The following is a 23096-nucleotide window of genomic DNA, read 5'->3' as shown; positions in this document are numbered from 1 at the left end:
TGGGCATACCGACCCGAAGCGTCGCTCACGCGAGGGCCGTGGCGCCCCCCTCCCGGCCGGCCGGCGCATCGTCCGCCGGGCGGTCCGGCCGGGCGGGCCGTCCGCAGGTGTGACCCCGCCCTCCGCGGTGCACCCTGACTGCATGCTGCTTGCCCGGTTGGCCCAGGTGTCCCGGGAGATCGCCGCCACCTCGGCGCGGTCCCGGAAGACCGCCCTGCTCGCGGAGCTGTTCCGGGAGGCGGAGGCGGCGGACGTGCCGGTCGTCATCCCGTATCTGGCGGGCCGGCTCCCCCAGGGCCGGATCGGCGTCGGCTGGAAGGTGCTGAGCCGGCCGGTGGCGCCGGCCGCCGGACCGAGCCTGACCGTGCGCGAGGTGGACGCCCGGCTCACACGGCTCGGCGCGGTCTCCGGCGCCGGTTCGCAGGCCGAGCGGACCCGGCTGGTCGGTGAGCTGATGGGCGCGGCCACCGACGACGAGCAGCGCTTCCTGACCGGGCTGCTCACCGGTGAGGTCCGGCAGGGCGCCCTGGACGCGGCCGCCGTTGAGGGCCTGGCCGCGGCGACCGACGCGCCCCCGGCGGAGGTCCGGCGGGCGGTGATGCTCGCGGGCTCGCTGCAGACGGTGGCCGAGGTGCTGCTGGCCGAGGGGCCCGGCGCCCTGCGGCGGTTCCGGCTCACCGTCGGCCGACCGGTCCTGCCGATGCTCGCCCACAGCGCCTCCTCGGTCGCCGAGGCGGTCGGCAGGCTGGGCGCCTCGGCGGTCGAGGAGAAACTGGACGGCATCCGCGTCCAGGTGCACCGGGACGGAGGCACCGTACGGCTCTACACCCGCACCCTGGACGACATCACCGACCGGCTCCCCGAGGTCGCCGCGGCGGCCCTCGAACTGCCCGGTGAGCGGTTCGTTCTGGACGGCGAGGTGATCTCGTTCGACGAGGGCGGACGCCCTCGTTCCTTCCAGGAGACCGCCGGGCGGGTCGGCTCCCGCACGGACGTGGCCACCGCCGCGCGGGCGGTGCCCGTCTCCGTCGTGTTCTTCGACGCGCTGTCCGTCGACGGCCACGACCTGCTCGACCTGCCGCTGGCCGAGCGGCACGCCGAGCTGGCCCGGCTGGTCCCCGAACCGACGCGGGTGCGGCGCACGCTGGTGCACGGGCCCCAGGAGACCACGGCCGCCGAGGAGTTCCTCGCCGAGACGCTGAAACGCGGTCACGAGGGTGTCGTGGTCAAAGGGCTCGACGCCGCCTACAGCGCGGGCCGGCGCGGCGCGTCCTGGCTGAAGGTGAAGCCCGTCCACACCCTCGACCTGGTCGTCCTGGCCGCCGAGTGGGGCCATGGCCGCCGCACCGGCAGGCTCTCCAACCTCCACCTGGGCGCCCGCACCGCGGACGGCTCCTTCGCCATGCTCGGCAAGACCTTCAAGGGCATGACCGACGCGCTGCTGGCCTGGCAGACCGAACGGCTGCGGGAGCTGGCCGTCCAGGAGCACCCCTGGGGGGTGACCGTACGCCCCGAACTGGTCGTCGAGATCGCCTACGACGGACTCCAGCGCTCCACCCGCTACCCGGCCGGCGTCACCCTCCGCTTCGCCCGCGTGGTCCGCTACCGCGAGGACAAGCGCCCCGAGGAGGCGGACACGGTGGACACCCTGCTCGCCGCGCACCCCGAGGTGGCCCCGTGAGGCGCAGCGCGGGCCTGCTGCTGTACCGGCACGTCGGGCGTGGCCCCGGCCGGGATCTCCAGGTGCTCCTCGGTCACATGGGCGGCCCGTTCTACGCCCGCCGGGACGCCGGCGCGTGGACCGTCCCCAAGGGCGAGTACGACCCCGCCGAACCGGCCTGGGAGGCGGCCCGGCGCGAGTTCGAGGAGGAGCTGGGGCTGCCGCCGCCCGAGGGCGAGGCCGTGCCGCTCGGCGAGGTCCGGCAGGCGGGCGGGAAGGTCGTCACGGTGTGGGCCGTCGAGGCCGGCCTCGACCCGGCGACGGCCGTCCCCGGCACCTTCCGCATGGAGTGGCCGCCGAGGTCGGGCCGGATCGAGGAGTTCCCCGAACTGGACCGGGTGGCGTGGTTCCCGGTGGACCGGGCGCGCGAGGTGATCGTGAAGGCACAGGCCGCGTTTCTCGACCGGCTGGCTGAGCACTCGCACTGACGAGAAGCGACGACAAGCGACGAGCGGCGGGACGTACGGGACGGGACGTACGGGACATGACCCGCCCGCGTTGCGGCGCCTGACGCCACGCGCAAAGGTCGAAGCACGAGTCCGCACCAGGGAGGTCGGCCATGCCCATCGCGACGGTGAACCCGGCGAACGGCGAGACGCTCAGGACGTACGAGGCCATGAGCGAGGAGGAGATCGAGCGCCGGCTCGAACTCGCGGAGGCCACCTTCCGCACCTACCGGACCACCGGGTTCTACGAGCGGGCCGGGCTCATGCGCCGGGCCGCCGACCTGCTGGAGGCCGACCGGAAGGAGATCGGGAGGGTCATCACCACGGAGATGGGCAAGCCGGTCAAGCAGGCCCGCGCGGAGGCCGCCAAGTGCGCCAAGGCGATGCGCTGGTACGCCGACCACGCGGCGGAGCTGCTGGCCGACGAGGAGCCCGCCGAGTCGGACGTGAAGGACTCCGGCGCCTCCCGGGCGCTGGTCCGCTACCGGCCGCTGGGCCCGGTGCTCGCGGTGATGCCGTGGAACTTCCCGCTCTGGCAGGTGATCCGGTTCGCCGCGCCCGCGCTGATGGCGGGCAACGTCGGGTTGCTCAAGCATGCCTCGAACGTGCCGCAGACCGCCCTGTACCTGGAGGACCTGTTCCACCGGGCGGGCTTCCCCGAGGGCTGTTTCCAGACCCTGCTCATCGGTTCCGCCGCGGTCGACGACATCCTTCGCGACGAGCGGGTGCGGGCCGCCACCCTCACCGGCAGCGAGCCCGCCGGCCGCGCGGTCGCCTCGACCGCCGGGGAGATGGTCAAGAAGACGGTGCTGGAGCTGGGCGGCAGCGACCCGTTCGTCGTCATGCCGTCCGCCGACGTGGACCGGGCCGCCCAGGTGGCGGTGACCGCGCGCACGCAGAACGCCGGGCAGTCCTGCATCGCCGCCAAGCGGTTCATCGTGCACACGGACGTGTACGACGCCTTCGTCGAACGCTTCACCGACGGCATGAAGGCACTGACGGTCGGCGACCCGATGGACGAGGCGACCGAGGTCGGCCCGCTCTCCAGCGAGCAGGGCGTGAACGACCTCGTGGAGCTGGTCGACGACGCGGTGCGCGGCGGCGCGACGGTACTGTGCGGAGGCGAACGCCCGGACGGGCCAGGCTGGTACTACCCGCCGACCGTGCTGGCCGGTGTCACCCGCGGGATGCGCATCCACCGCGAGGAGGCCTTCGGCCCGGTCGCCACGCTGTACCGTGCGGCCGACCTGGACGAGGCGGTCCTGATCGCCAACGACACGGACTTCGGACTCAGTTCGAACGTGTGGACTCGCGACGACACCGACGTGGACCGGTTCGTACGGGACCTGGAGGCGGGCGGCGTGTACGTCAACGGGATGACGGCGTCCCACCCGGCTTTCCCGTTCGGCGGGGTCAAGCGGTCGGGCTACGGGCGTGAGCTGTCCGGGCACGGAATCCGGGAGTTCTGCAACATCACCACCGTATGGCACGGAGCGTGAGCCTTCCGCGACTACGATCCCCATTGTGAACCGCGAAGTGACCCTGCCTCTGATCGTCGACGACCGCGGCACGCTGCAGGTCGCCGCGTCCGACGTGAGCAAGCTGCTGCGCACGGTGGGCGGGCGCTGGCTGCGGCTGGTGGAGGCCGGCGAGGTGAGCCTGGACGAGGACACGGTCGCGGCCCTCACCATCGAGCTCGCCAAACTCGCCGACCGGATCGACGTGGCCTGCATCGCCCACAGCAGCGGCCAGTCCTCCTGACGCCGCCCGTGTCCGCCCGTACCCGCCCGGCCCCCGGGACGGAGTAGCCCGGCGAGAGATCGCCGCCCCCGTGAGTGATCGTGGGTGAGCACCCCGAGAAGGTGCACCACTTTCCAGCCGGGGGGCGAGAGCCTTCCGCGAGGCGAGAGCAGGCACGGTGCATGGCGACTTTGTGCGGCCCCTCGGTGTCCGTCCCAGAGCACGTGATCACGATGGAGGAGACGCTGGAGCCGGCGCGCGAGCGTCACACCGCCCGTCCTCAACTGCCGCCGGCCCTCCGGCTGACGGAGAACACCGGGGTGCTCACCCGGCACCTCGTGCAGCCCGTCGAGGACGACTCTGAAGCACCCCGGCCTCGAGGACCGCAACCGAGTCCGCGAGCGGGAGGCGAAGGTCCGCGTCCCGACGGCGATCAACCGGGCCACCCACGACTTCTGCACCGCCTGTCAGCCGGGCCACGCTCACCGAGTACGGCAACATCGGCGGCGCAGTCGTCCTGGTCGCGCTGCGCAGGCTCTTCGACGACGGCGGCGCCCACGAGCGGGCGCGCGGGCTGCCGGCCGGTTGCGGTCCCGGCATCACCGCGGAAATGTCCCCGGGCCGCCGGCAGACCGCGGACGAGATGCGAGGCGTGAGGCAAGCGTGAATGAGGAAACGCTTCCCTGGACTGCTCCGCCGGTCCGGGAATGGCCGGCCCCCGACCTGCCCGGCACCGACTTCGACCCCGTCCTGACCGAGCTGATGCGCGAAGGGCCCGTCACCCGCGTCTCCCTGCCCGACGGCGAGGGCTGGGCCTGGCTGGTGACCCGCCACGACGACGTCCGCATGGTCACCGACGACCCCCGGTTCGGCCGCGAGGCCGTGATGGACCGGCAGGTGACCCGGCTCGCCCCGCACTTCGTCCCGGCGCGCGGCGCGGTCGGCTTCCTGGATCCGCCCGACCACACCCGGCTGCGCCGCTCCGTGGCGGCCGCGTTCACGGCCCGGGGTGTGGAGCGCGTGCGCGAGCGGTCCCGCGGCATGCTCGACGGGCTCGTCGACGCCCTGCTGAAGGCCGGCCCGCCCGCCGACCTCACCGAGGCCGTGCTCAGCCCCTTCCCCATCGCGGTGATCTGCGAGCTGATGGGTGTCCCGGCCACCGACCGGCACAGCATGCACACCTGGACCCGGCTGATCCTCTCCTCGTCGCACGGCGCGGAGGTCAGCGAGCGGGCCAAGCAGGAGATGAGCGCCTACTTCGCCGATCTGGTCGGGCTCCGCTCGGACAGCACCGGCGAGGACGTCACCTCGCTGCTGGGCGCCGCGGTGGGCCGGGACGAGATCACCCTGGAGGAGGCCGTCGGGCTCGCCGTCCTGCTGCAGATCGGCGGTGAGGCGGTCACCAACAACAGCGGGCAGATGTTCTACCTGCTGCTGACCCGGCCCGGACTCGCCGAACGCCTGCGCTGCGAACCGGAGATCCGCCCCCGGGCCATCGACGAGCTGCTGCGCTGGATTCCCCATCGCAACGCGGTCGGGCTGTCCCGGATCGCCCTGGAGGATGTGGAGGTCAGGGGGGTGCGGATGCGGGCGGGCGACGCGGTCTACGTGTCGTACCTGGCCGCCAACCGTGACCCCGGGGTCTTCCCCGACCCGGACACGATCGACTTGGCCCGCAGCCCCAACCCGCACGTGTCCTTCGGCTTCGGCCCGCACTACTGCCCCGGCGGCATGCTGGCCCGGCTGGAGTGCGAACTGCTCGTCGGCACGATCCTGGACCGGGTGCCCGGCCTGAAGTTCGCGGTGCCTCCCGAGGATGTGCCGTTCAGGAAGGGCGCGCTGATCCGCGGGCCCGAGGCCCTGCCGGTGACCTGGTGAACGGACTGGCGGCGGCGTCGGAGGGGCTGCTGGTGCCGCCGGGGCACGGCAGGGTCGTGCAGGCGCCCGCCCGGCACGTGACCTTCAAGGTGACCGGTTCGCACTCGCGCATGGCCTCCACCTGCGAGGTCATCATGCCGCCGGGCTTCGACATCGGCGCCCACGTCCACAGCCGCAGCGAGGAGCTGTTCCGCGTGCTCGGGGGCGAGCTGGACGTGCTCGCCCCCGGACCGAGGGTCCGCACCCCGACAACTGGCAGACGTGGGGGCCGGCTTCGGGCAACCGGGTGGTGCGCGCGACCCCGGGCACGGTCATCGTCGTACCCCCGGCTGCCCCCACGCCTTCGCCAACCCGGCGGGCGAGCCCGCCAAGATGTTCTTCCGGGCGAGCCCGCCCCCGGACCACGAGCGCTGCTTCGAGGAGCTCCTGGCGATCCTCGGTGAGGGCGGCCCGCCGGACCACGAGGCGATCGAAGCACGGAGGGCCAGGTACGGCATCGATCCGCTGACGCCGCTCAGGCACCGTCAGCGGATCGGCATCCCCGCCAGCGTCCGCGCGATGACGAGCCGCTGGATCTCACTCGTGCCCTCGAAGATCGTGTAGATCGCGGAGTCCCGGTGCATCCGCTCCACCGGGTACTCCCGCGTGTAGCCGTTGCCGCCCAGGATCTGGATCGCCTGGGCGGTCACCTTCTTGGCCGTCTCGCTCGCGAACAGCTTGGACATCGACCCCTCGGCCGCCGTGAACGGCTTGCCGTTGATCGCCATCCACGAGGCCCGCCACACCAGCAGCCGCGCCGCGTCGATGGACGTCCGCATGTCGGCGAGCTGGAAGGCGACGCCCTGGTTGTCGATGATCGGGCGGCCGAACTGCTCGCGCGTCTGGGCGTACTCCAGCGCCACCTCGTAGGCGGCACGGGCCGTACCCACGGCCATGGCACCGACGGCCGGGCGGGATGCCTCGAACGTGGCCATCGCGGCGTTCTTCACGCGCTCGCCGCCCTTCCTGGCCTTCTCCCGGGCACGGGCCAGCCGGGCGTCCAGCTTCTCCTTGCCGCCGAGCAGGCAGGAACCGGGGACGCGCACGTTGTCGAGGATCACCTCGGCGGTGTGCGAGGCGCGGATGCCGTGCTTCTTGAACTTCTGGCCCTGGGACAGGCCGGGGGTGTCCGGCGGGACGATGAAGGAGGCGTGCCCCTTGGAGCCCAGCTCCGCGTCGACGACCGCGACGACGACGTGGACGTTCGCGATGCCGCCGTTGGTCGCCCAGGTCTTGGTGCCGTTGAGCACCCACTCGTCCTTGGCCTCGTCGTACACGGCACGCGTGCGCATGGAGGCGACGTCCGAGCCGGCGTCGGGCTCGGAGGAGCAGAAGGCGGCGACCTTCACGTCATTGGCGTCGCCGTACATCTGGGGGATCCAGGTGCCGATCTGTTCCTCGGTCCCGTTGGCGAGGACGCCGACGGCGGCCAGACCGGTGCCGACGATGGACAGCGCGATGCCGGCGTCACCCCAGAACAGCTCCTCCATCGCCATGGGGATGCCGAGGCCGGTGGAGTCGAAGTACTGCTGGGCGTAGAAGTCGAGGGAGTAGATGCCGACCTTGGCGGCCTCCTGGATGACCGGCCAGGGAGTCTCCTCACGCTCGTCCCATTCGGCGGCGGCGGGACGGATGACGTCGGCGGCGAAGCCGTGCAGCCAGTCCCGGACCTCCTTCTGTTCGTCGCTCAGCTCCATGGTGAACTCGGCCATGTCCCCTCCAGTGACGCACGTGCATGTTACTTACGGTAACCCGAGTCTGTTACCGACGGGTAGGAAAAGTCAACTCCCGAGGCCCCGCCACCCTCCCGTTCGATGTCCGGTCCCCGCTGGGTGTTAGTTTGCGCAGGCGTCACCGAAACAGCACGGGTGGGGAGAGCACATGGACACCACGCAGCGGACCGATCAACAGCGGTCCGCCGACCGCCGCCGGCGCGAGCTGCTGGAGGCCGCCGACCGGGTGGTGCTGCGCGACGGCCCACAGGCCTCGATGAACGCCATCGCCGCCGAGGCCGGCATCACCAAGCCGATCCTCTACCGCCACTTCGGCGACAAGAGCGGACTCTACGCCGCCCTCGCCAGGCGGCACACGGACGCACTCCTCTCCTCGCTGCGGGCCGCCCTGGACGCTCCGGCGGAACGGCGGGAACGCGTCGAGGCCACCTTGGACACCTACCTGGCGGCCATCGAGGCGCGCCCGCAGGTGTACCGCTTCCTGATGCATCCGGCGGAGGGCAGCACCCCACCGGGCGACCAGGCCGAGCAGGGCTTCGACGTCGGCAAACACTCGGCACCGCTGCTGCGCCGCATGGGCGAGGAACTGGCCCAGGTCATCGAGGAGCGCCTCGACGTCGGACCGGGTACCCAGCAGCTGGCCCGGGTGTGGGGCCACGGCATCGTCGGCATGATGCACGCCGCCGGTGACTGGTGGCTGGGTGAACGCCCCTGCCCTCGGGCGGAGTTGGTACGCAGCCTCGCCGACCTGTTGTGGGGCCGCCTCGCCGCGGCCGGCGACAAGGCGGGCGGCCCGGGCTTCTGACGGCCGGCGGGCCACGCCTGTGGACCGGACGCGCCCGTGCGGCGCAGCCGCCCGCCGGGTACGCCCTCGTACCCCCGACCGGCGCTGCCTCCCGCTGGACACGGCCCCGCGCCCCGTACGCCGGAACCACCCACCGGGCACAGCCCCACACCCCTGCCGGCTGAGCCTCCCGCTGAGTACCACCCCACGCCCCCGTGCGCCGGAACCACCCACCGGGCGCAGCCCCACGCCCCGACCGGCTGAGCCTCCCGCTGGGTCCACTCCCGCGCTCCGGCCGGCACGCGCTCAGCGGCGCCAGGACGCCCGCGCCACCTGCCGCATCAGCTTCCGGTGACGCCTGCCTGCCAGGCGATCGGCGTACACCCGGCCCTCCAGGTGGTCGCACTCGTGCTGGAGGCAGCGGGCGAAGAACCCCGTCCCGTGCACGGTGACCGGCTCCCCGGTCACTGTGAAGCCCGACACGACCGCGTGGTCGTGACGCTCGGTTCCGGCCTCCAGCCCCGGCAGCGACAGACAGCCCTCCGGCCCTCGCACCACCACCCCGTCGGCCTCGACGAGCCGCGGGTTCACCACGTGGCCGAGGTGACGCTCGTCCTCGTCGTCCGGGCAGTCGTACACGAAGACGCGCACCGGCTCACCGATCTGGTTCGCGGCCAGACCCACGCCCCGCGCGGCGTACATGGTCGCGAACAAGTCCTCCACGAGGGCCGCGAGTTCCGGACCGAAGTCCGTCACCTCCTCGCAGGGGGCGTGCAGGACGGGGTCGCCGAGGAGACTGAGGGGTCGGACGCGCCCGCGGGCGCCCGGGATGGAACCTTGTCGCATGGCGGCAAGAGTAGGGTCCCTGTGTCCCCCGGCGGCTCGCGCCCACCGCCGGAACGCCGTGACCGGTGCCGCGATTCGGGAGTGTGAACGGATCTCGATAGGCTGAGGTCCACACCACGTGGCCGTCAGGCTTCAGGCGCGGCGCGTACGCAAGGAGGATCGAGAACTGATGGCAGGCAACTCGGACCCGCTCACGCCCCGGGCCAAGATCGCCGTGACCGCGGGCAAGGCGGTCGCGGCGGCATCTCGTGCCGCGGGGCGCGGCAGCGGTTCGGTGATCGGCGGCAAGGTCGCGCTGAGACTCGATCCCGACCTCCTCGCACGGCTCGCCCAGCACCTGGACGTGACGCTCGTCTCGGCGACCAACGGCAAGACCACCACCACCCGGCTCATCGCCGAGGCGCTCAAGGCGGCCGGGCCGGTCGTGTCCAACGCGCTCGGCGCCAACATGCCGGCCGGCATCACGTCGGCGCTCGCGGGCGGCTCGGAGGCCCGGTACGGCGTCATCGAGGTCGACGAGAAGTACCTCGCCGGCGTCGCCCGGGACACCGATCCCAAGTGCATCGCCCTGCTCAACCTCTCCCGCGACCAGCTGGACCGCGCCGCCGAGACCCGCATGCTCGCCGAGAACTGGCGCGAGGGCCTGGCCGGTTCGAAGGCCGTGATCGTCGCCAACGCCGACGACCCGCTGGTGGTGTGGGCCGCGTCCTCCTCCCCCAACGTGATCTGGGTCGCCGCCGGGCAGATGTGGAAGGACGACGCCTGGTCCTGCCCGTCCTGCGGCGGCGTGATGCAGCGTCCGGGCGACGACTGGTTCTGCGGCGAGTGCGGCTTCCGCCGGCCCACGCCGAGCTGGGCCCTGTCCGGCGACCACGTCCTCGACCCGCACGGCTCCGCCTGGCCGATCCACCTCCAGCTGCCGGGCCGCGCCAACAAGGCCAACGCCGCCTCCTCGGCCGCCGTCGCCGCCGTGTTCGGGGTGCCGCCGCAGGTCGCCCTGGAGCGCATGTACCAGGTGCAGGCGGTCGCCGGACGCTACGACGTCGTGCAGTTCCAGGGCCGTGACCTGCGTCTGCTGCTCGCCAAGAACCCGGCGGGCTGGCTGGAGACCTTCTCCCTGATCGACCCGCCGCCGACCCCGGTGATCCTCTCGGTGAACGCGCGCGGCGCCGACGGCACCGACACCTCCTGGCTGTGGGACGTGGACTACACCCGGCTGACCGGCCACCCGATCTGTGTCATCGGCGACCGGAAGCTGGACCTCGCGGTGCGCCTGGAGGTCGCGAACCAGCAGTTCCAGGTGTGCGAGGACATCGACCAGGCGGTGCAGCTGTGCCCGCCGGGACGCATCGAGGTCATCGCGAACTACACCGCCTTCCAGGACCTGCGCCGCCGCGTCGGCAACTGACCGCGTAACTTCAGGGGACTCTCGTGAGCGACAACCAACTGCGGATCGTCTGGATCTACCCGGACCTCCTCAGCACGTACGGCGACCAGGGCAACGCCCTCGTCGTGGAACGCCGGGCCCGCCAGCGCGGCCTCGACGTGGCCCGGCTCGACGTGCGCAGCGACCAGCCGATCCCGACCTCCGGCGACATCTACCTGATCGGCGGCGGTGAGGACCGGCCGCAGCGGCTCGCGGCCGAGCGGCTGCGCCGGGACGGCGGCCTGTACCGGGCGGTGGAGAACGGCGCGATCGTCTTCTCCGTCTGCGCCGGCTACCAGATCCTCGGCCAGGAGTTCATCAACGACCTGGGCCAGCGCGAACCGGGCCTCGGCCTGCTCGACGTGGTCTCCACCCGCGGGGAGGGCGCCCGGTGCGTCGGTGACGTCCTCGGCGACATCGACCCGCGCCTGGGTCTGCCGCCGCTGACCGGCTTCGAGAACCACCAGGGCGTCACCCACATCGGCCCCGGCGCCCGCCCGTTCGCCCAGGTCCGCTTCGGCAACGGCAACGGCACGGGCGACGGCACGGAGGGCGCGTACAACGACACGGTCTTCGGCACGTACATGCACGGCCCGGTGCTGGCGCGCAACCCGCTGATCGCGGACCTGCTGCTGAAGCTGGCCCTCGACGTGAACGCACTGCCGCCGACCGACGACCGCTGGTACGAGGCGCTCCGCAACGAGCGCATCGCGGCGGCGCAGCAGCCCGCGTAGACACGCGGCGCAGCAGCCCGCGCAGACCTCGCGGCGCAGCAGCCCGCACGGACACGGCGGCACGCCGTCGCCTGCCCGCGCTCCGCGGGACCGGCCCGTCTGATGACTCATCCGCACAGGTGAGCGGGCACGTCCAGTAGGCGGACGCGTGGTTCGGTCCCGCCCCCCGATGCCGCTAGGGTGGCGGGAATCGAGCCGGACAGCGCGGTCCGGCCCCCGTGCCACTTGAGAAGGTATTCCGGGCTATGCGCATTGGTGTCCTCACGTCCGGCGGTGACTGCCCCGGCCTGAACGCCGTCATACGGTCCGTCGTGCACCGCGCCGTCGTCGACCACGGCGACGAGGTCATCGGCTTCCGGGACGGCTGGAAGGGCCTCCTGGAGTGCGACTACCTCAAGCTCGACCTCGACGCGGTCGGTGGCATCCTGGCCCGCGGCGGCACCATCCTCGGCTCCTCCCGGGTCCGTCCCGAGCATCTGCGGGACGGCGTCGAGCGCGCTCGGGGGCACGTCGAGGAACTCGGTCTGGACGCGATCATCCCGATCGGTGGTGAGGGCACGCTGAAGGCGGCCCGGCTGCTGTCCGACAACGGCCTGCCGATCGTGGGCGTGCCGAAGACCATCGACAACGACATCGCTGTCACGGACGTCACGTTCGGCTTCGACACGGCCGTCACCGTCGCCACCGAGGCCCTGGACCGGCTGAAGACCACCGCCGAGTCGCACCAGCGGGTGCTGATCGTCGAGGTCATGGGCCGTCACACCGGCTGGATCGCGCTGCACTCGGGCATGGCGGCCGGCGCCCACGCCGTCGTCGTCCCGGAGCGGCCCTTCGACATCGACGAGCTGACCGCCAAGGTCGGCGAGCGCTTCTCGGCGGGCAAGCGGTTCGCGATCGTGGTGGCCGCGGAGGGCGCCAAGCCGAAGGCCGGCACCATGGACTTCGACGAGGGCGGCAAGGACGTCTACGGCCACGAGCGCTTCGCCGGGATCGCCCGTCAGCTCTCGATCGAGCTGGAGGAGCGCCTCGGCAAGGAGGCCCGGCCGGTGATACTCGGACACGTCCAGCGCGGCGGCACGCCGACGGCGTACGACCGGGTGCTGGCCACCCGGTTCGGCTGGCACGCGGTGGAGGCCGTGCACCGCGGGGAGTTCGGGATGATGACGGCCCTGCGCGGAACCGACATCACGATGGTGTCGCTGGCCGAGGCCGTGAAGACGCTGAAGACGGTGCCGGTGGAGCGCTACGACGAGGCGGAGTGCGTTCTCTGAGGCGTACCCGACGACAAGCCGCCCCCGGTCGCAGCCGCGACCGGGGGCGGTTCTACTCTGGTGCGGACAGACAGCGCTCAACCCCCACGAAACAGGAGCCGGCGGATGGATCACAGCGGGCACGGCATGACGATGGATCTGCCGCCGTTCACGCTGGGGCGAGGTCTCGCGTGGTCGGCGGACCCCTTCTTCCTGATCGCCTGCCTCCTGGGCCTGGCGCTGTACGGCTGGGGCGTCCTCCGGCTGACCCGGCGCGGCGACAAGTGGCCGGTGGGCCGGACCGTGTCCTTCGTGGCCGGCGTGCTGAGCGTCGGGCTGATGATGTGCACCAAGCTCAACGACTACGGCATGGTCATGTTCAGCGTGCACATGGTGCAGCACATGATCATCAGCATGGTGTCGCCGATCCTGCTGCTGCTCGGCGCGCCGATCACCCTGACGCTGCGCGCGCTGCCCACGGCGGGCCGCGGCCGCAAGGGCCCCCGCGAGGTGCTGCTGATGCTGCTGCACAGCCGCTACCTGCGGATCATCACGCATCCCGCGTTCACGATCCCGTTGTTCATCGCGAGCCTGTACGCGCTGTACTTCACGCCCCTCTTCGATTTCCTGATGGGCTCCCAGGTCGGGCACATCGGGATGATGGTGCACTTCCTCGCCGTCGGGCTGGTGTTCTTCTGGCCGATCATGGGCGTGGACCCGGGCCCGCACCGGCCGGGCTACGTGATGCGGATGCTGGAGCTGTTCGCGGGCATGCCGTTCCACGCGTTCTTCGGCATCGCGCTGATGATGGCGTCCGGGCCCATGGTCGAGACGTTCGAGAACCCGCCCGCGTCGCTCGGCATCGACGCGCTCTCCGACCAGAACGCGGCCGGCGGCATCGCCTGGGCCTTCAGCGAGGTCCCGTCCGTGCTGGTACTGCTGGCGCTGCTGTTCCAGTGGTACGCCTCGGAGGAGCGGCAGGCCCGGCGCAGCGACCGGGCCGCCGACCGCGACGGCGACAAGGAACTTGAGGCATACAACGCCTATCTGGCCTCACTGAACACACGCGGCGGCTGAACGGCGGCTCCGTTCAGTAGCATGTGGCGCGTCGGGGGAACCGCCCGGGGGGAGCGGTATGGCGCACCACGCGTTCTCGGAGTCACAGGGGCCGGGATCACAGGGCCCGGGATCACAGGGGCCGGAGTCACAGGGGCCGGGAGTGGGCCGGGTCGTCGCCGGCCGGTATCTGCTGCTGCGCCCGCTCGGCGACGGCGGGCCGCGCCGGGTGTGGCTCGCCCACGACCAGCTGCTGAGCCGCGAGGTCGCACTGAAGGCCGCCCGCGCCGATTTCCGGAACCCGCCACGGCCGCCCGGCCATCCGCACGTGGTGACCGTTCACGACGTGGCTGAGCACGAGGGCGTGCCGTGGATCGTCATGGAGTACGTGGCGGGCGCCGTCGACCTCGGGGAGCTGGTGGCCCGGCGCGGTCCGCTGGCCCCGGCCGACTGCGCCCGGATCGGGCTCGCGGTGCTCGCCGCGCCGGCCGCCGGGCCCGAGCGAAGTGTGCCGCACCGGCGGGTGGAGCCGGCCGACATCCTGCTGGCCCCGGACCGCGGTGGCGCGCCGTACGGCAGGATCCTGCTCCTGGAGCACGGCGTCGCCCGGTCCGGGGACGGTGACGGTCTCCTCGCCCTGGGCCGCACGCTCCACTACGCCGTCGAAGGGCGCGAGCCCCCCGACCGGGAGGTGCTCGTTCCGCCCGTACGGGCCGGTGCGCTCGGGCCCCTGCTGGAGCGGCTCCTCGCCGGGGACCGGGCGCGTCGCGGCACGGTGGCCGAGGCGGAGGCGGAACTGGCGTGGATCGTCACGCCGCAGACCGAGACGTACGTCCGGCCGCGGACCGACCCGGAATCGCAACCGCCCTGGTCCGCGGCCCACCCGACCGTGCCCGGCCCCACCGCCTCCGCCGGCCGGCGCCCCACCGCCGCCCCCGGCGGGCACCGGCGTCCGCGTCTGCGGGCCCTGCGTGCCGCCCTGGCCGGCGGGCTCGGCCTGGTCCTCGCCCTGGGCGGCGTCTGGTACGCCCTGGCCGACCGGGCGGCCGACGGGAACGGAGCGCCGTACGGCGACGCCGTGGGGCTGGTGACGCCGCTGGAGGACGGGGACTGCGTGCGCGCCCGCTGGCCGGGCGGCACCCGGTTCGCGGGGACGCCGCGCCTCACCGTGGACCCCACCTGCCGGGGCGGGGCACCCGACGGCCAGGTGATGGCGTTCGTGCCGGCCGCCTCCGCCGAGGAGGCGCGCGAGCTGGGGCCGGCGCGATGCGAGGAGCGGACGCGGGAGGTCCGGGCCCGGCTGGCCGGCGTGCGCAGTGTGGCGGTCGTGCCGGCCGGCGGCGGTTTCGAGACCGCCCTCAGGCGCACGGTGTGCCTGGTGCTGGGCGCGCACGGGCCGGTGTACGGGCCGCTCGGCCGGCATCGTGAGCCCGGTTCGGTGTTCGCCGACACCGCGACGATGCAGCGCCGGGACTGCCTGGACGTGCGCTCGGCGCGGGAGGTCCGGCTGGTTTCCTGCGCGGGCCGGTACGACGCGCAGGTGCTCGGTTTCACCCGGCTGGCCGCCGGTGTGACGCTCGCCGAGGCACCCGCGGCTGCGGACACGGCGTGTGCGCGTCACGTACCGCCGCGCGACTACGGATTCGACCCCTCCCTGTACGAGGCCGGGGCCCGGACGGCCGCCGGCGCGTGGAAAACCGGCTCACATCTCGTCGTCTGCACCGTACGGAGGCAGAACGGGGGCACCATGGAGGGGAACGGACCATGAGGAGGGTGTTGCGATGCCCGGTTCCACGGACAGTTCGACGAAGACGATGGGGGCGCTCACCATCGGGGGCCTGGTCGCGGTCACGGCCTACACGGTGGCGCTCGGGAGCAACGGCTGGCTGTGGTTCGGCTGGGTCGTGCTGGGTCTGATCACGCTGGGGCTGGTCGCCACGCGCAGCGCCTGAGCCCCACACCGGGGCGAACCGGAGTTCACTCGCGGCCGAGCCGGCCCGCCGAGTGCACGCCCGGCTGGTACTTGGGCAGCCGGACGGTGATCTTCATGCCCGCGCCGACGGCCGTCTCGATGACGAGGCCGTGGTCGTCTCCGTAGACCTGGCGGAGGCGGTCGTCGACGTTGGACAGCCCGATGCCGCCCGACGGGCTGACCTCGCGCGCCAGGATGCGGCGCAGCAGGCCGGGGTCCATGCCGGCGCCGTCGTCCTCGATGACGACCAGGGCCTCGGCGCCCGCGTCCTGGGCGGTGATCTGGATGCGGCAGCGGTCCGCCTTGCCCTCCAGGCCGTGCTTGACGGCGTTCTCGACCAGCGGCTGGAGGCACAGGAAGGGCAGGGCGACCGGCAGCACCTCGGGGGCGACCTGGAGGGTGACGGCGAGGCGGTCACCGAAGCGGGCCCGCACCAGCGCCAGGTAGTGGTCGATGGCGTGCAGCTCGTCGGCGAGGGTGGTGAAGTCGCCGTGCCGGCGGAACGAGTAGCGGGTGAAGTCGGCGAACTCCAGGAGCAGCTCGCGGGCACGCTCGGGGTCGGTGCGCACGAATGACGCGATCACCGCGAGCGAGTTGAAGATGAAGTGCGGGGATATCTGGGCCCTGAGCGCCTTGATCTCGGCCTCGATGAGCCGGGTGCGGGACTGGTCGAGGTCGGCCAGCTCCAGCTGGACGGAGACCCAGCGGGCGACCTCACCGGCCGCCCGGACCAGGACGGCGGACTCGCGGGGCGCACAGGCGACGAGGGCGCCGTGCACCCGGTCGTCGACGGTGAGCGGAGCGACGACCGCCCAGCGCACCACGCAGTCGGGAGTGTCGCAGCCGAGCGGGAAGGCCTCGCCGCGGCCGGTCTCCAGCGGCCCCGCGAGACGCTCCATGATCTCGGTGCGGTGGTGGGCGCCCACACCGTCCCAGACCAGGACCTCCTTGAGGTCGGTCAGACACAGCGCGTCCGTGCCGAGCAGGGAGCGCAGCTTGCGGGCCGACTTGCCCGCCGTCTCCTCCGTCAGGCCCGCCCGCAGCGGGGGCGTGGCCAGGGAGGCGGTGTGCAGGGTCTGGAACGTGGCGTGCTCGACCGGGGTGCCCAGCCCGCCGAGGTCGTTCTGCGGGCGGGCCGTGCGCCGCCCCAGCCAGAAGCCCGCGGCCAGCAGCGGGAGCACGGCGACGACCAGGCCCGCCAGGAAACCGCTCACGGAGCCGCTCACGGGGTCACCTCCTTGGGCAGTTCGTCCGAGCGCAGTTCGTCCGAGCGCAGCTCTTCCGGCAGGTGGAAGCGGGCCAGGATCGCCGCCGTCCCGGCCGGTACGCGGCCCGGTGTGGCCAGCGAGACCAGCACCATGGTGAGGAAGGCGAGCGGCACCGACCAGAGCGCGGGCCAGGCCAGCAGTGCGTGCAGCGCACCGCCGTCGCCCGGGAAGCCGCCCATGGTGGCGGCGACGGCGAGCAGGGCGGAGCCGCCGCCCACCAGCATCCCGGCCGCCGCGCCGGGCGGGGTCAGCCGCCGCCACCAGATGCCGAGGACGAGCAGGGGGCAGAAGGACGACGCGGACACGGCGAAGGCCAGGCCGACGGCGTCGGCGACCGGCAGCCCGCCGACCAGCGCGCTCGCCCCCAGTGGCACGGCCATGGCGAGGAGAGTACCGAGCCGGAAGTGCGGTACGCCGCGGGACGGCAGCACGTCCTGGGTGAGAACGCCCGCGACGGCCATGGTCAGCCCCGACGCGGTCGACAGGAACGCCGCGAACGCACCCCCCGCGACCAGCGCCCCGAGCAGGTCGCCGCCCACTCCTCCGATCACCCGGTCCGGCAGCAGCAGGACGGCGGCGTCCGCGTCGCCGGTGAGGGTCAGCTCGGGGGCGTACATGCGGCCGAGGGCGCCGTAGACGGGCGGCAGCAGGTAGAAGGCGCCGATGAGACCGAGAACCGCGACGGTGGTGCGGCGGGCGGCGACGCCGTGCGGGCTGGTGTAGAAGCGGACCACGACGTGCGGCAGGCCCATGGTGCCCAGGAAGGTGGCGAGGATCAGGCCGTAGGTGGCGTACAGCGGACGCTCCGTGCGGCTCTCGGCCCGGGAGGGCGACAGGGCGTCGTCGGCGCCGCGCCCGGCGGCCGGGACGGGGGTGTCCTTGGCGAAGGTGAGGCGGGTGCCGGCCTCGATGCGGTGGGTGCCGGTGGCAAGGCCCAGCCGGGTGCCTTCGTGGGCGCGGCCGTCCACGGTGCCGTCGACGGTGACGGTCAGGGGCCGGTCGAGCTTGAGGGTGAGGCTGTCATCGACCTGGACGGAGCGCTGCTCGCGGAAGGTGGCCGGCTCCTCGAAGGGGCGGCCGGGGGCGCCGTCCCCCTGCCAGGCCAGCACCAGGAAGAGGGCGGGGACGAGCAGGGCGGTGAGCTTCAGCCAGTACTGGAAGGCCTGGACGAAGGTGATGCTGCGCATGCCGCCGGCGGCGACGATGGCGGTGACGACCACGGCGACGATCACTCCGCCGAGCCAGTCGGGCGCCCCGCCCAGCACGGCCAGGGTCAGCCCGGCGCCCTGCAGCTGGGGCAGCAGGTACAGCCAGCCGACGCCGACGACGAAGGCCCCCGCGAGCCGCCGTACCGCCTGGGAGGCGAGCCGGGCCTCGGCGAAGTCGGGCAGCGTGTACGCGCCGGAGCGCCGCAGCGGGGCGGCGACGAAGAGGAGCAGGACCAGGTAGCCGGCGGTGTAGCCGACCGGGTACCAGAGCATGTCCGGGCCCTGGACGAGGACCAGGCCGGCGATACCGAGGAAGGACGCGGCGGAGAGGTACTCGCCGCTGATGGCGGCGGCGTTGAGGCGGGGCCCGACGGTGCGGGAGGCGACGTAGAAGTCGGAGGTGGTGCGCGAGATGCGCAGACCGAAGGCGCCGACGAGGACGGTGGCCACGACGACCAGAGCGACGGCGGGTATGGCGTAGCTGGAGTTCATCGTGCCTCGTCACACAGGGTCGTCCGCAAGGTCACCGGTCCTCGACGAGGCGCACGAAGTCGCGTTCGTTGCGCTCGGCACGGCGCACGTACCAGCGGGCGAGGAGGACGAGCGGGGCGTACAGGCCGAAGCCGAGGAGGGTCCACTCCAGGTGGTGGGCGTCGGGCATCGCCGCGAACAGCAGCGGCAGCGGCGCGACCAGGAGTCCCAGGACCGCGAACGCGGCGAGGCCGGCGCGCAGCTGGCTGCGCATGAGGGAGCGGACGTAGGTGTGCCCGAGGGTGGTCTGCTCGTCGATCTCGGTGCGCGGGCGGTAGTAGCCGGGGGCCCTGCCGGTGCGCCTGGGCGGGCCGGTGACGGTGACGCGGCGTTCGGTGGGGTCCTGGGGCATGGTCACGGCCTCCGCATGAGCAGGTCCCGCAGTTCCCGGGCGTGGCGCCGGCTGACCTGGAGTTCCTCGCTGCCGACCAGGACGCTGACGGTGCCGGCGTCCAGGCGGAGTTCGCCGATGTGGCGCAGGGCGACGAGGTGGCGGCGGTGGATGCGGACGAACCCGCGGGCGCGCCAGCGCTCCTCCAGGGTGGACAGGGGGATGCGGACGAGGTGGCTGCCCCTGTCGGTGTGCAGGCGGGCGTAGTCGCCCTGGGCCTCGACGTGGGTGATGTCGTCGACGGGAACGAAGCGGGTGACGCCGCCGAGTTCGACGGTGATGTGGTCGGGGTCGGGTTCGTGCACGGGGACGCGCGGGGCGGGGGTCGCGGTGCCCCGCCGTTCGACGGCGCGGCGGACCGCCTCGGCGAGCCGTTCCCTGCGGACGGGTTTGAGGACGTAGTCGACCGCCTTGAGGTCGAAGGCCTGGACGGCGAAGTCCTCGTGCGCGGTGACGAAGACGACCAGCGGCGGCCGGGCGAACCCGCTCAGCAGCCGGGCGAGGTCGAGTCCGTCCAGGCCGGGCATCTGGATGTCGAGGAAGACGACGTCGATGGCGTCCGGACCGTCGGGGCCCGACTCCAGGGCACGGTTGATACGGCGCAGCGCCTCGGTCGCGTCGCCCGCTCCCTCCGCCGTGCCGATGCGGGGATCGGCGTTCAGCAGGTACACGAGTTCCTCGAGTGTGGGGCGTTCGTCGTCGACAGCAAGGGCGCGCAGCATGAAGGTGGAGTGTAGGAGCAATCCGTACGCCTGCACACGCCCCCGAGGTGGACGTATCCGCTGGATACAGTGCCCCCATGAGCAGCAGGCCCGCCCCGTTCGACGAACTCGACCGGAAGATCGTCACCGCCCTGATGGCGAACGCCAGGACGTCCTTCGCCGAGATCGGCGCGGAGGTCGGGCTGTCCTCGACGGCGGTCAAGCGCCGGGTGGACCGGCTGCGCGAGACCGGCGTGATCACCGGGTTCACGGCGACGGTGCGGCCCTCCGCCCTGGGCTGGCGCACCGAGGCGTACGTGGAGGTGTACTGCGAGGGGGCGGCGCCGCCCAGGCGGCTGGCGGAGGTCGCGCGCGGCTATCCGGAGATCACGGCGGCGATGACGGTGACCGGTGGCGCGGACGCGCTGCTGCACGTGCGGGCGCGGGACGTGGAGCACTTCGAGGAGGTGCTGGAGCGGATCCGGGCCGAGCCGTTCATCCGCAAGACGATCAGTGTGATGGTGCTGTCGCATCTGATCGCGGACAGTCCGGAGGCGGGCGCGAGCCATCCGGCGCCCGCAGGGCCGGACCGGGGAGCTGCCGGAGGCGCAGCAGACGTGCGCTGACCCGGCCCAGGACGCAGCGTTCCTGCGTGGACACGCAGCTCTTGTCGCTTGTCGTCCGTCTCCTTCACTTCCTACCTTGGTGTCATCCCTCAGTCACGCCCTGTCAGGAAGCGGAGGAACCCCTCTGTGTCCGAATCCCGTGTACCGCGCCGGCGGCGCTTCCTGCTCTGCGAACCCAGACACTTCGCCGTGCAGTACGCGATCAACCCGTGGATGAGCACCGGCCGGCCCGTCGACGTCATCCGCGCCGTGGACCAGTGGCAGGCACTGGTCGACGCCTACCGGGCCCACGGCCACACCGTCGACACCGTCGGGCCGGTCCCGGGCCTGCCCGACATGGTCTTCGCCGCGAACTGCGCGGTCGTCGTCGAGGGCCGGGTCCTCGGCTCCCTCTTCCACGCGCCCGAGCGACGTCCCGAGTCCGTGCCCTACGAGGCGTGGTTCAAGACGGAGGGCTTCGAGGTCCAGCACCCCGAGGCGGTCTGCGAGGGCGAGGGCGACCTGGTCCCGGCCGGCCGCTGGATCCTGGCCGGCACCGGGTTCCGTACCTCCCGTGAGGCGCACCGCGAGGCGCAGGAGTTCTTCGGCGTGCCGGTGATCTCGCTGACGCTCGTCGACCCGTACTTCTACCATCTGGACACGGCACTGTTCGTGCTCGACGACGGGTCCGACGGGTCCGACGGGAACATCGCCTACTACCCCGGGGCCTTCTCGGCCGGCAGCCGTGAGGTGCTCGGGCGGCTCTACCCGGACGCGGTGATCGCCACCCGCGAGGACGCCATGGCGTTCGGGCTCAACTCCGTCTCCGACGGACGGCACGTGTTCATCTCGCCCGGGGCCCGGGGACTCGCCGGCCGGCTCGCCGGCCTCGGCTACGTCCCCGTCCCCGTCGACCTGTCCGAGTTCCACAAGGCCGGTGGCGGCATCAAATGCTGCACCCAGGAGATCCGGGAGATCCGCTCATGACCGCACCCGCCCGCACCCGAGGCTCCGAGGAACTCATCCGCGCGGAGGAACCCGTCCTCGCGCACAACTACCACCCGCTGCCCGTCGTCGTGGCCCGCGCCGAGGGCGCCTGGGTCGAGGACGTGGAGGGCCGCCGCTACCTGGACATGCTGGCCGGCTACTCGGCGCTCAACTTCGGCCACCGCCACCCGGCGCTGACCGAGGCCGCGCACCGCCAGCTGGACCGGCTCACGCTCACCTCGCGCGCCTTCCACAACGACCGGCTCGCGGGCTTCGCCGAGCGGCTGGCCGCGCTGACCGGCACGGACATGGTGCTGCCGATGAACACCGGCGCCGAGGCGGTGGAGAGCGGCATCAAGGTGGCCCGCAAGTGGGCCTACGAGGTGAAGGGCGTCCCGGCCGACCGGGCGACGATCGTGGTCGCGGCGGACAACTTCCACGGCCGTACGACGACGATCGTGAGCTTCTCCACGGACGAGACGGCCCGCAGGGGCTTCGGTCCCTTCACCCCCGGCTTCCGGGTCGTCCCGTACAACGACCTGGCGGCCATGGAGGCGGCGGTCGACGAGACGACGGCGGCCGTGCTGATCGAGCCGATCCAGGGCGAGGCGGGGGTCAACATCCCGGACGACGGCTATCTGGCGGGTGTACGGGAGCTGACCCGCCGGGCCGGATGCCTGTTCATCGCGGACGAGATCCAGTCGGGTCTCGGCCGCACGGGGCACACCCTGGCCGTCGAGCACGAGTCGGTCGTGCCGGACGTGGTGCTGCTCGGGAAGGCGCTGGGCGGCGGCATCGTCCCGGTGTCGGCGGTGGTCGGCAGCCGGGAGGTGCTCGGTGTGCTGCGTCCGGGCGAGCACGGTTCGACGTTCGGCGGCAACCCGCTGGCGGCCGCGGTCGGCACGGCGGTGGTGGAGCTGCTGGAGACGGGCGGCTTCCAGCGCCGGGCGACCGAGCTCGGCGTGGTCCTCCGCGAGGGCCTGACCGCCCTGGTCGGCAGGGGCGTCGTCGGTTTCCGCGCGCGCGGGCTGTGGGCGGGCGTCGACGTCGACCCGGCCCTCGGCACCGGCCGCGAGGTCGGTGAACGCCTGATGCGCGAAGGCGTCCTCGTCAAGGACACGCACGGCTCCACGATCCGCCTGGCGCCGCCGCTGACCGTCACCGGTGAGGAGCTGGAGGGGGCGCTCCGGACGCTGGAGAAGGTCCTGACGTCCTGAGGACGCCCGCCTACGAAGCGGCTCGGCCCCGGTCGAGCCGCTCCACGTGCGCCACGTTGTCCCGGTCCCCGGCGTCCTCACCGGCCCCGCCCGCGAACCAGGCGTCGAGGATCTCCCGCAGCAGCGGCGCCGACGTCAGCCGCAGGCCGATCGCGAGCACGTTGGCGTCGTTCCAGCGGCGGGCCCCGTCCGCCGTGTACGCGTCGGTGCACAGGGCGGCCCGCACGCCCGGCACCTTGTTCGCGGCGATCGACGCGCCCGTGCCGGTCCAGCAGCAGACCACGGCCTGGTCGGCCGTGCCGTCGGCGACCTCGCGCGCGGCGCGCTCCGAGCACACCGCCCATCGCGGGTCCGCTCCGGGGCGCAGGGCGCCGTGCGCCAGCACCTCGTGGCCGCGTCCGCGCAGCTCCTCGACGAGGAGGCGGGCCACGGGTTCGTCCATGTCGGAGGAGACGGAGATCCGCATGGGGCAAGCGTACTCACCTCATCGGCTCAACCACATGACCGACGTCACGACCATACCCACGATGATCGGGGGAACGGGACGACCTGAGAAACGTACGA

Annotated in this window: 22 protein-coding genes and 2 pseudogenes; 17 read left to right on the top strand and 7 right to left on the bottom strand. The window is 72.8% G+C overall.

Annotation, left to right across the window (positions count from 1 at the left end; all coding sequences use genetic code 11):
* Nucleotides 1-142: 142 nt before the first annotated feature.
* The 7 genes and pseudogenes from ACH4F2_RS23215 to ACH4F2_RS23185 all read left to right on the top strand — a co-directional run bounded on the left by ACH4F2_RS23215 (nt 143) and on the right by ACH4F2_RS23185 (nt 6387).
* Nucleotides 143-1681, top strand: coding sequence for an ATP-dependent DNA ligase (locus ACH4F2_RS23215; protein ID WP_398134624.1), 1539 nt, complete (start codon nt 143-145; stop codon nt 1679-1681).
* Nucleotides 1678-2148, top strand: a complete 471-nt coding sequence (locus ACH4F2_RS23210; RefSeq protein ID WP_398134623.1) for an NUDIX domain-containing protein — start codon at nt 1678-1680, stop codon at nt 2146-2148. Before ACH4F2_RS23215 ends, ACH4F2_RS23210 begins: the two co-directional genes overlap by 4 nt.
* A gap of 131 nt (nt 2149-2279) precedes the next feature.
* Nucleotides 2280-3665: an NADP-dependent succinic semialdehyde dehydrogenase gene (locus tag ACH4F2_RS23205; protein ID WP_398134622.1), complete on the top strand. Its 1386-nt coding sequence runs from the start codon at nt 2280-2282 to the stop codon at nt 3663-3665.
* A 25-nt stretch (nt 3666-3690) separates the two neighbouring features.
* The gene (locus tag ACH4F2_RS23200) at nt 3691-3927 is read left to right on the top strand and encodes a DUF6213 family protein (RefSeq protein WP_193776641.1); all 237 of its coding nucleotides are present in this window, start codon (nt 3691-3693) and stop codon (nt 3925-3927) included.
* Between the two features lie 161 nt (nt 3928-4088).
* Nucleotides 4089-4350 (top strand): annotated as a pseudogene (locus ACH4F2_RS23195) (type III polyketide synthase); the annotation flags it as partial.
* 219 nt (nt 4351-4569) lie between these two features.
* A complete protein-coding gene (locus ACH4F2_RS23190; RefSeq protein WP_398134663.1) occupies nt 4570-5784 on the top strand; it encodes a cytochrome P450 in 1215 nt (404 codons plus the stop codon).
* A pseudogene (locus ACH4F2_RS23185) lies at nt 5781-6387 on the top strand (cupin domain-containing protein). Before ACH4F2_RS23190 ends, ACH4F2_RS23185 begins: the two are co-directional and overlap by 4 nt.
* Here ACH4F2_RS23185 and ACH4F2_RS23180 read toward each other — a convergent pair.
* Entirely contained in the window at nt 6309-7535 is a 1227-nt protein-coding gene (locus ACH4F2_RS23180; protein WP_398134621.1) for an acyl-CoA dehydrogenase family protein, read from the bottom strand. The pseudogene ACH4F2_RS23185 and the gene ACH4F2_RS23180 overlap by 79 nt on opposite strands.
* A 169-nt stretch (nt 7536-7704) precedes the next feature.
* Between ACH4F2_RS23180 and ACH4F2_RS23175 the strand changes: the two genes are divergently transcribed.
* Complete coding sequence (locus ACH4F2_RS23175; protein WP_398134620.1) at nt 7705-8361, top strand: TetR family transcriptional regulator; 657 nt, start codon at nt 7705-7707, stop codon at nt 8359-8361.
* A gap of 285 nt (nt 8362-8646) precedes the next feature.
* On the opposite strand, the gene def is transcribed toward ACH4F2_RS23175, so the two are convergent.
* Nucleotides 8647-9186: a peptide deformylase gene (gene def / locus ACH4F2_RS23170; protein ID WP_398134619.1), complete on the bottom strand. Its 540-nt coding sequence runs from the start codon at nt 9184-9186 to the stop codon at nt 8647-8649.
* A gap of 169 nt (nt 9187-9355) precedes the next feature.
* Here def and ACH4F2_RS23165 point away from each other — a divergent pair, with 169 nt between their 5' ends.
* The 6 genes from ACH4F2_RS23165 to ACH4F2_RS23140 all read left to right on the top strand — a co-directional run bounded on the left by ACH4F2_RS23165 (nt 9356) and on the right by ACH4F2_RS23140 (nt 15604).
* Nucleotides 9356-10594 carry a MurT ligase domain-containing protein gene (locus ACH4F2_RS23165; RefSeq protein ID WP_398134618.1) on the top strand — a complete coding sequence of 413 codons (1239 nt, stop codon included), beginning with the start codon at nt 9356-9358 and terminating at the stop codon, nt 10592-10594.
* A gap of 23 nt (nt 10595-10617) precedes the next feature.
* Entirely contained in the window at nt 10618-11346 is a 729-nt protein-coding gene (locus tag ACH4F2_RS23160; protein ID WP_398134617.1) for a type 1 glutamine amidotransferase, read from the top strand.
* Nucleotides 11347-11591: 245 nt separating this feature from the next.
* On the top strand, nt 11592-12617 hold the full coding sequence (locus ACH4F2_RS23155) for a 6-phosphofructokinase (protein WP_398134616.1): 1026 nt from the start codon (nt 11592-11594) through the stop codon (nt 12615-12617).
* A 105-nt stretch (nt 12618-12722) separates the two neighbouring features.
* Nucleotides 12723-13673: a cytochrome c oxidase assembly protein gene (locus tag ACH4F2_RS23150; RefSeq protein ID WP_398134615.1), complete on the top strand. Its 951-nt coding sequence runs from the start codon at nt 12723-12725 to the stop codon at nt 13671-13673.
* A 142-nt stretch (nt 13674-13815) separates the two neighbouring features.
* Nucleotides 13816-15420, top strand: a complete 1605-nt coding sequence (locus ACH4F2_RS23145) for a serine/threonine-protein kinase (RefSeq protein ID WP_398134614.1) — start codon at nt 13816-13818, stop codon at nt 15418-15420.
* 13 nt (nt 15421-15433) lie between these two features.
* Nucleotides 15434-15604: a hypothetical protein gene (locus ACH4F2_RS23140; RefSeq protein WP_016325678.1), complete on the top strand. Its 171-nt coding sequence runs from the start codon at nt 15434-15436 to the stop codon at nt 15602-15604.
* A gap of 25 nt (nt 15605-15629) precedes the next feature.
* Here ACH4F2_RS23140 and ACH4F2_RS23135 read toward each other — a convergent pair whose 3' ends face one another.
* The 4 genes from ACH4F2_RS23135 to ACH4F2_RS23120 are packed head-to-tail and all read right to left on the bottom strand — an operon-like array spanning nt 15630 to nt 19744.
* Complete coding sequence (locus ACH4F2_RS23135) at nt 15630-16838, bottom strand: sensor histidine kinase (protein ID WP_398134662.1); 1209 nt, start codon at nt 16836-16838, stop codon at nt 15630-15632.
* An 8-nt stretch (nt 16839-16846) separates the two neighbouring features.
* Nucleotides 16847-18592 carry a cation acetate symporter gene (locus tag ACH4F2_RS23130; RefSeq protein WP_398134613.1) on the bottom strand — a complete coding sequence of 582 codons (1746 nt, stop codon included), beginning with the start codon at nt 18590-18592 and terminating at the stop codon, nt 16847-16849.
* A gap of 31 nt (nt 18593-18623) precedes the next feature.
* Nucleotides 18624-18983 carry a hypothetical protein gene (locus ACH4F2_RS23125; protein ID WP_398134612.1) on the bottom strand — a complete coding sequence of 120 codons (360 nt, stop codon included), beginning with the start codon at nt 18981-18983 and terminating at the stop codon, nt 18624-18626.
* 2 nt (nt 18984-18985) lie between these two features.
* Entirely contained in the window at nt 18986-19744 is a 759-nt protein-coding gene (locus ACH4F2_RS23120) for a LytR/AlgR family response regulator transcription factor (RefSeq protein WP_398134611.1), read from the bottom strand.
* 77 nt (nt 19745-19821) lie between these two features.
* On the opposite strand from ACH4F2_RS23120, the gene ACH4F2_RS23115 reads away from it, so the two are divergent.
* The 3 genes from ACH4F2_RS23115 to rocD all read left to right on the top strand — a co-directional run bounded on the left by ACH4F2_RS23115 (nt 19822) and on the right by rocD (nt 22532).
* Complete coding sequence (locus ACH4F2_RS23115) at nt 19822-20349, top strand: Lrp/AsnC family transcriptional regulator (protein WP_398134610.1); 528 nt, start codon at nt 19822-19824, stop codon at nt 20347-20349.
* A 126-nt stretch (nt 20350-20475) separates the two neighbouring features.
* On the top strand, nt 20476-21315 hold the full coding sequence (gene ddaH / locus ACH4F2_RS23110; RefSeq protein ID WP_398134609.1) for a dimethylargininase: 840 nt from the start codon (nt 20476-20478) through the stop codon (nt 21313-21315).
* On the top strand, nt 21312-22532 hold the full coding sequence (rocD, locus tag ACH4F2_RS23105) for an ornithine--oxo-acid transaminase (protein WP_398134608.1): 1221 nt from the start codon (nt 21312-21314) through the stop codon (nt 22530-22532). The genes ddaH and rocD overlap by 4 nt, the downstream gene beginning before the upstream one ends.
* 10 nt (nt 22533-22542) lie before the next feature.
* Here the strand turns inward: rocD and ACH4F2_RS23100 are convergent, their stop codons facing one another.
* A complete protein-coding gene (locus ACH4F2_RS23100; protein ID WP_398134607.1) occupies nt 22543-22998 on the bottom strand; it encodes an RpiB/LacA/LacB family sugar-phosphate isomerase in 456 nt (151 codons plus the stop codon).
* Nucleotides 22999-23096: the final 98 nt, after the last annotated feature.

Source organism: Streptomyces sp. NPDC017890 (genome assembly GCF_044328675.1).
Classification (GTDB): Bacteria; Actinomycetota; Actinomycetes; order Streptomycetales; family Streptomycetaceae; genus Streptomyces.
Note: the sequence above shows the minus strand (reverse complement) of the source record. Positions and strands in the feature narration are given on the sequence as shown.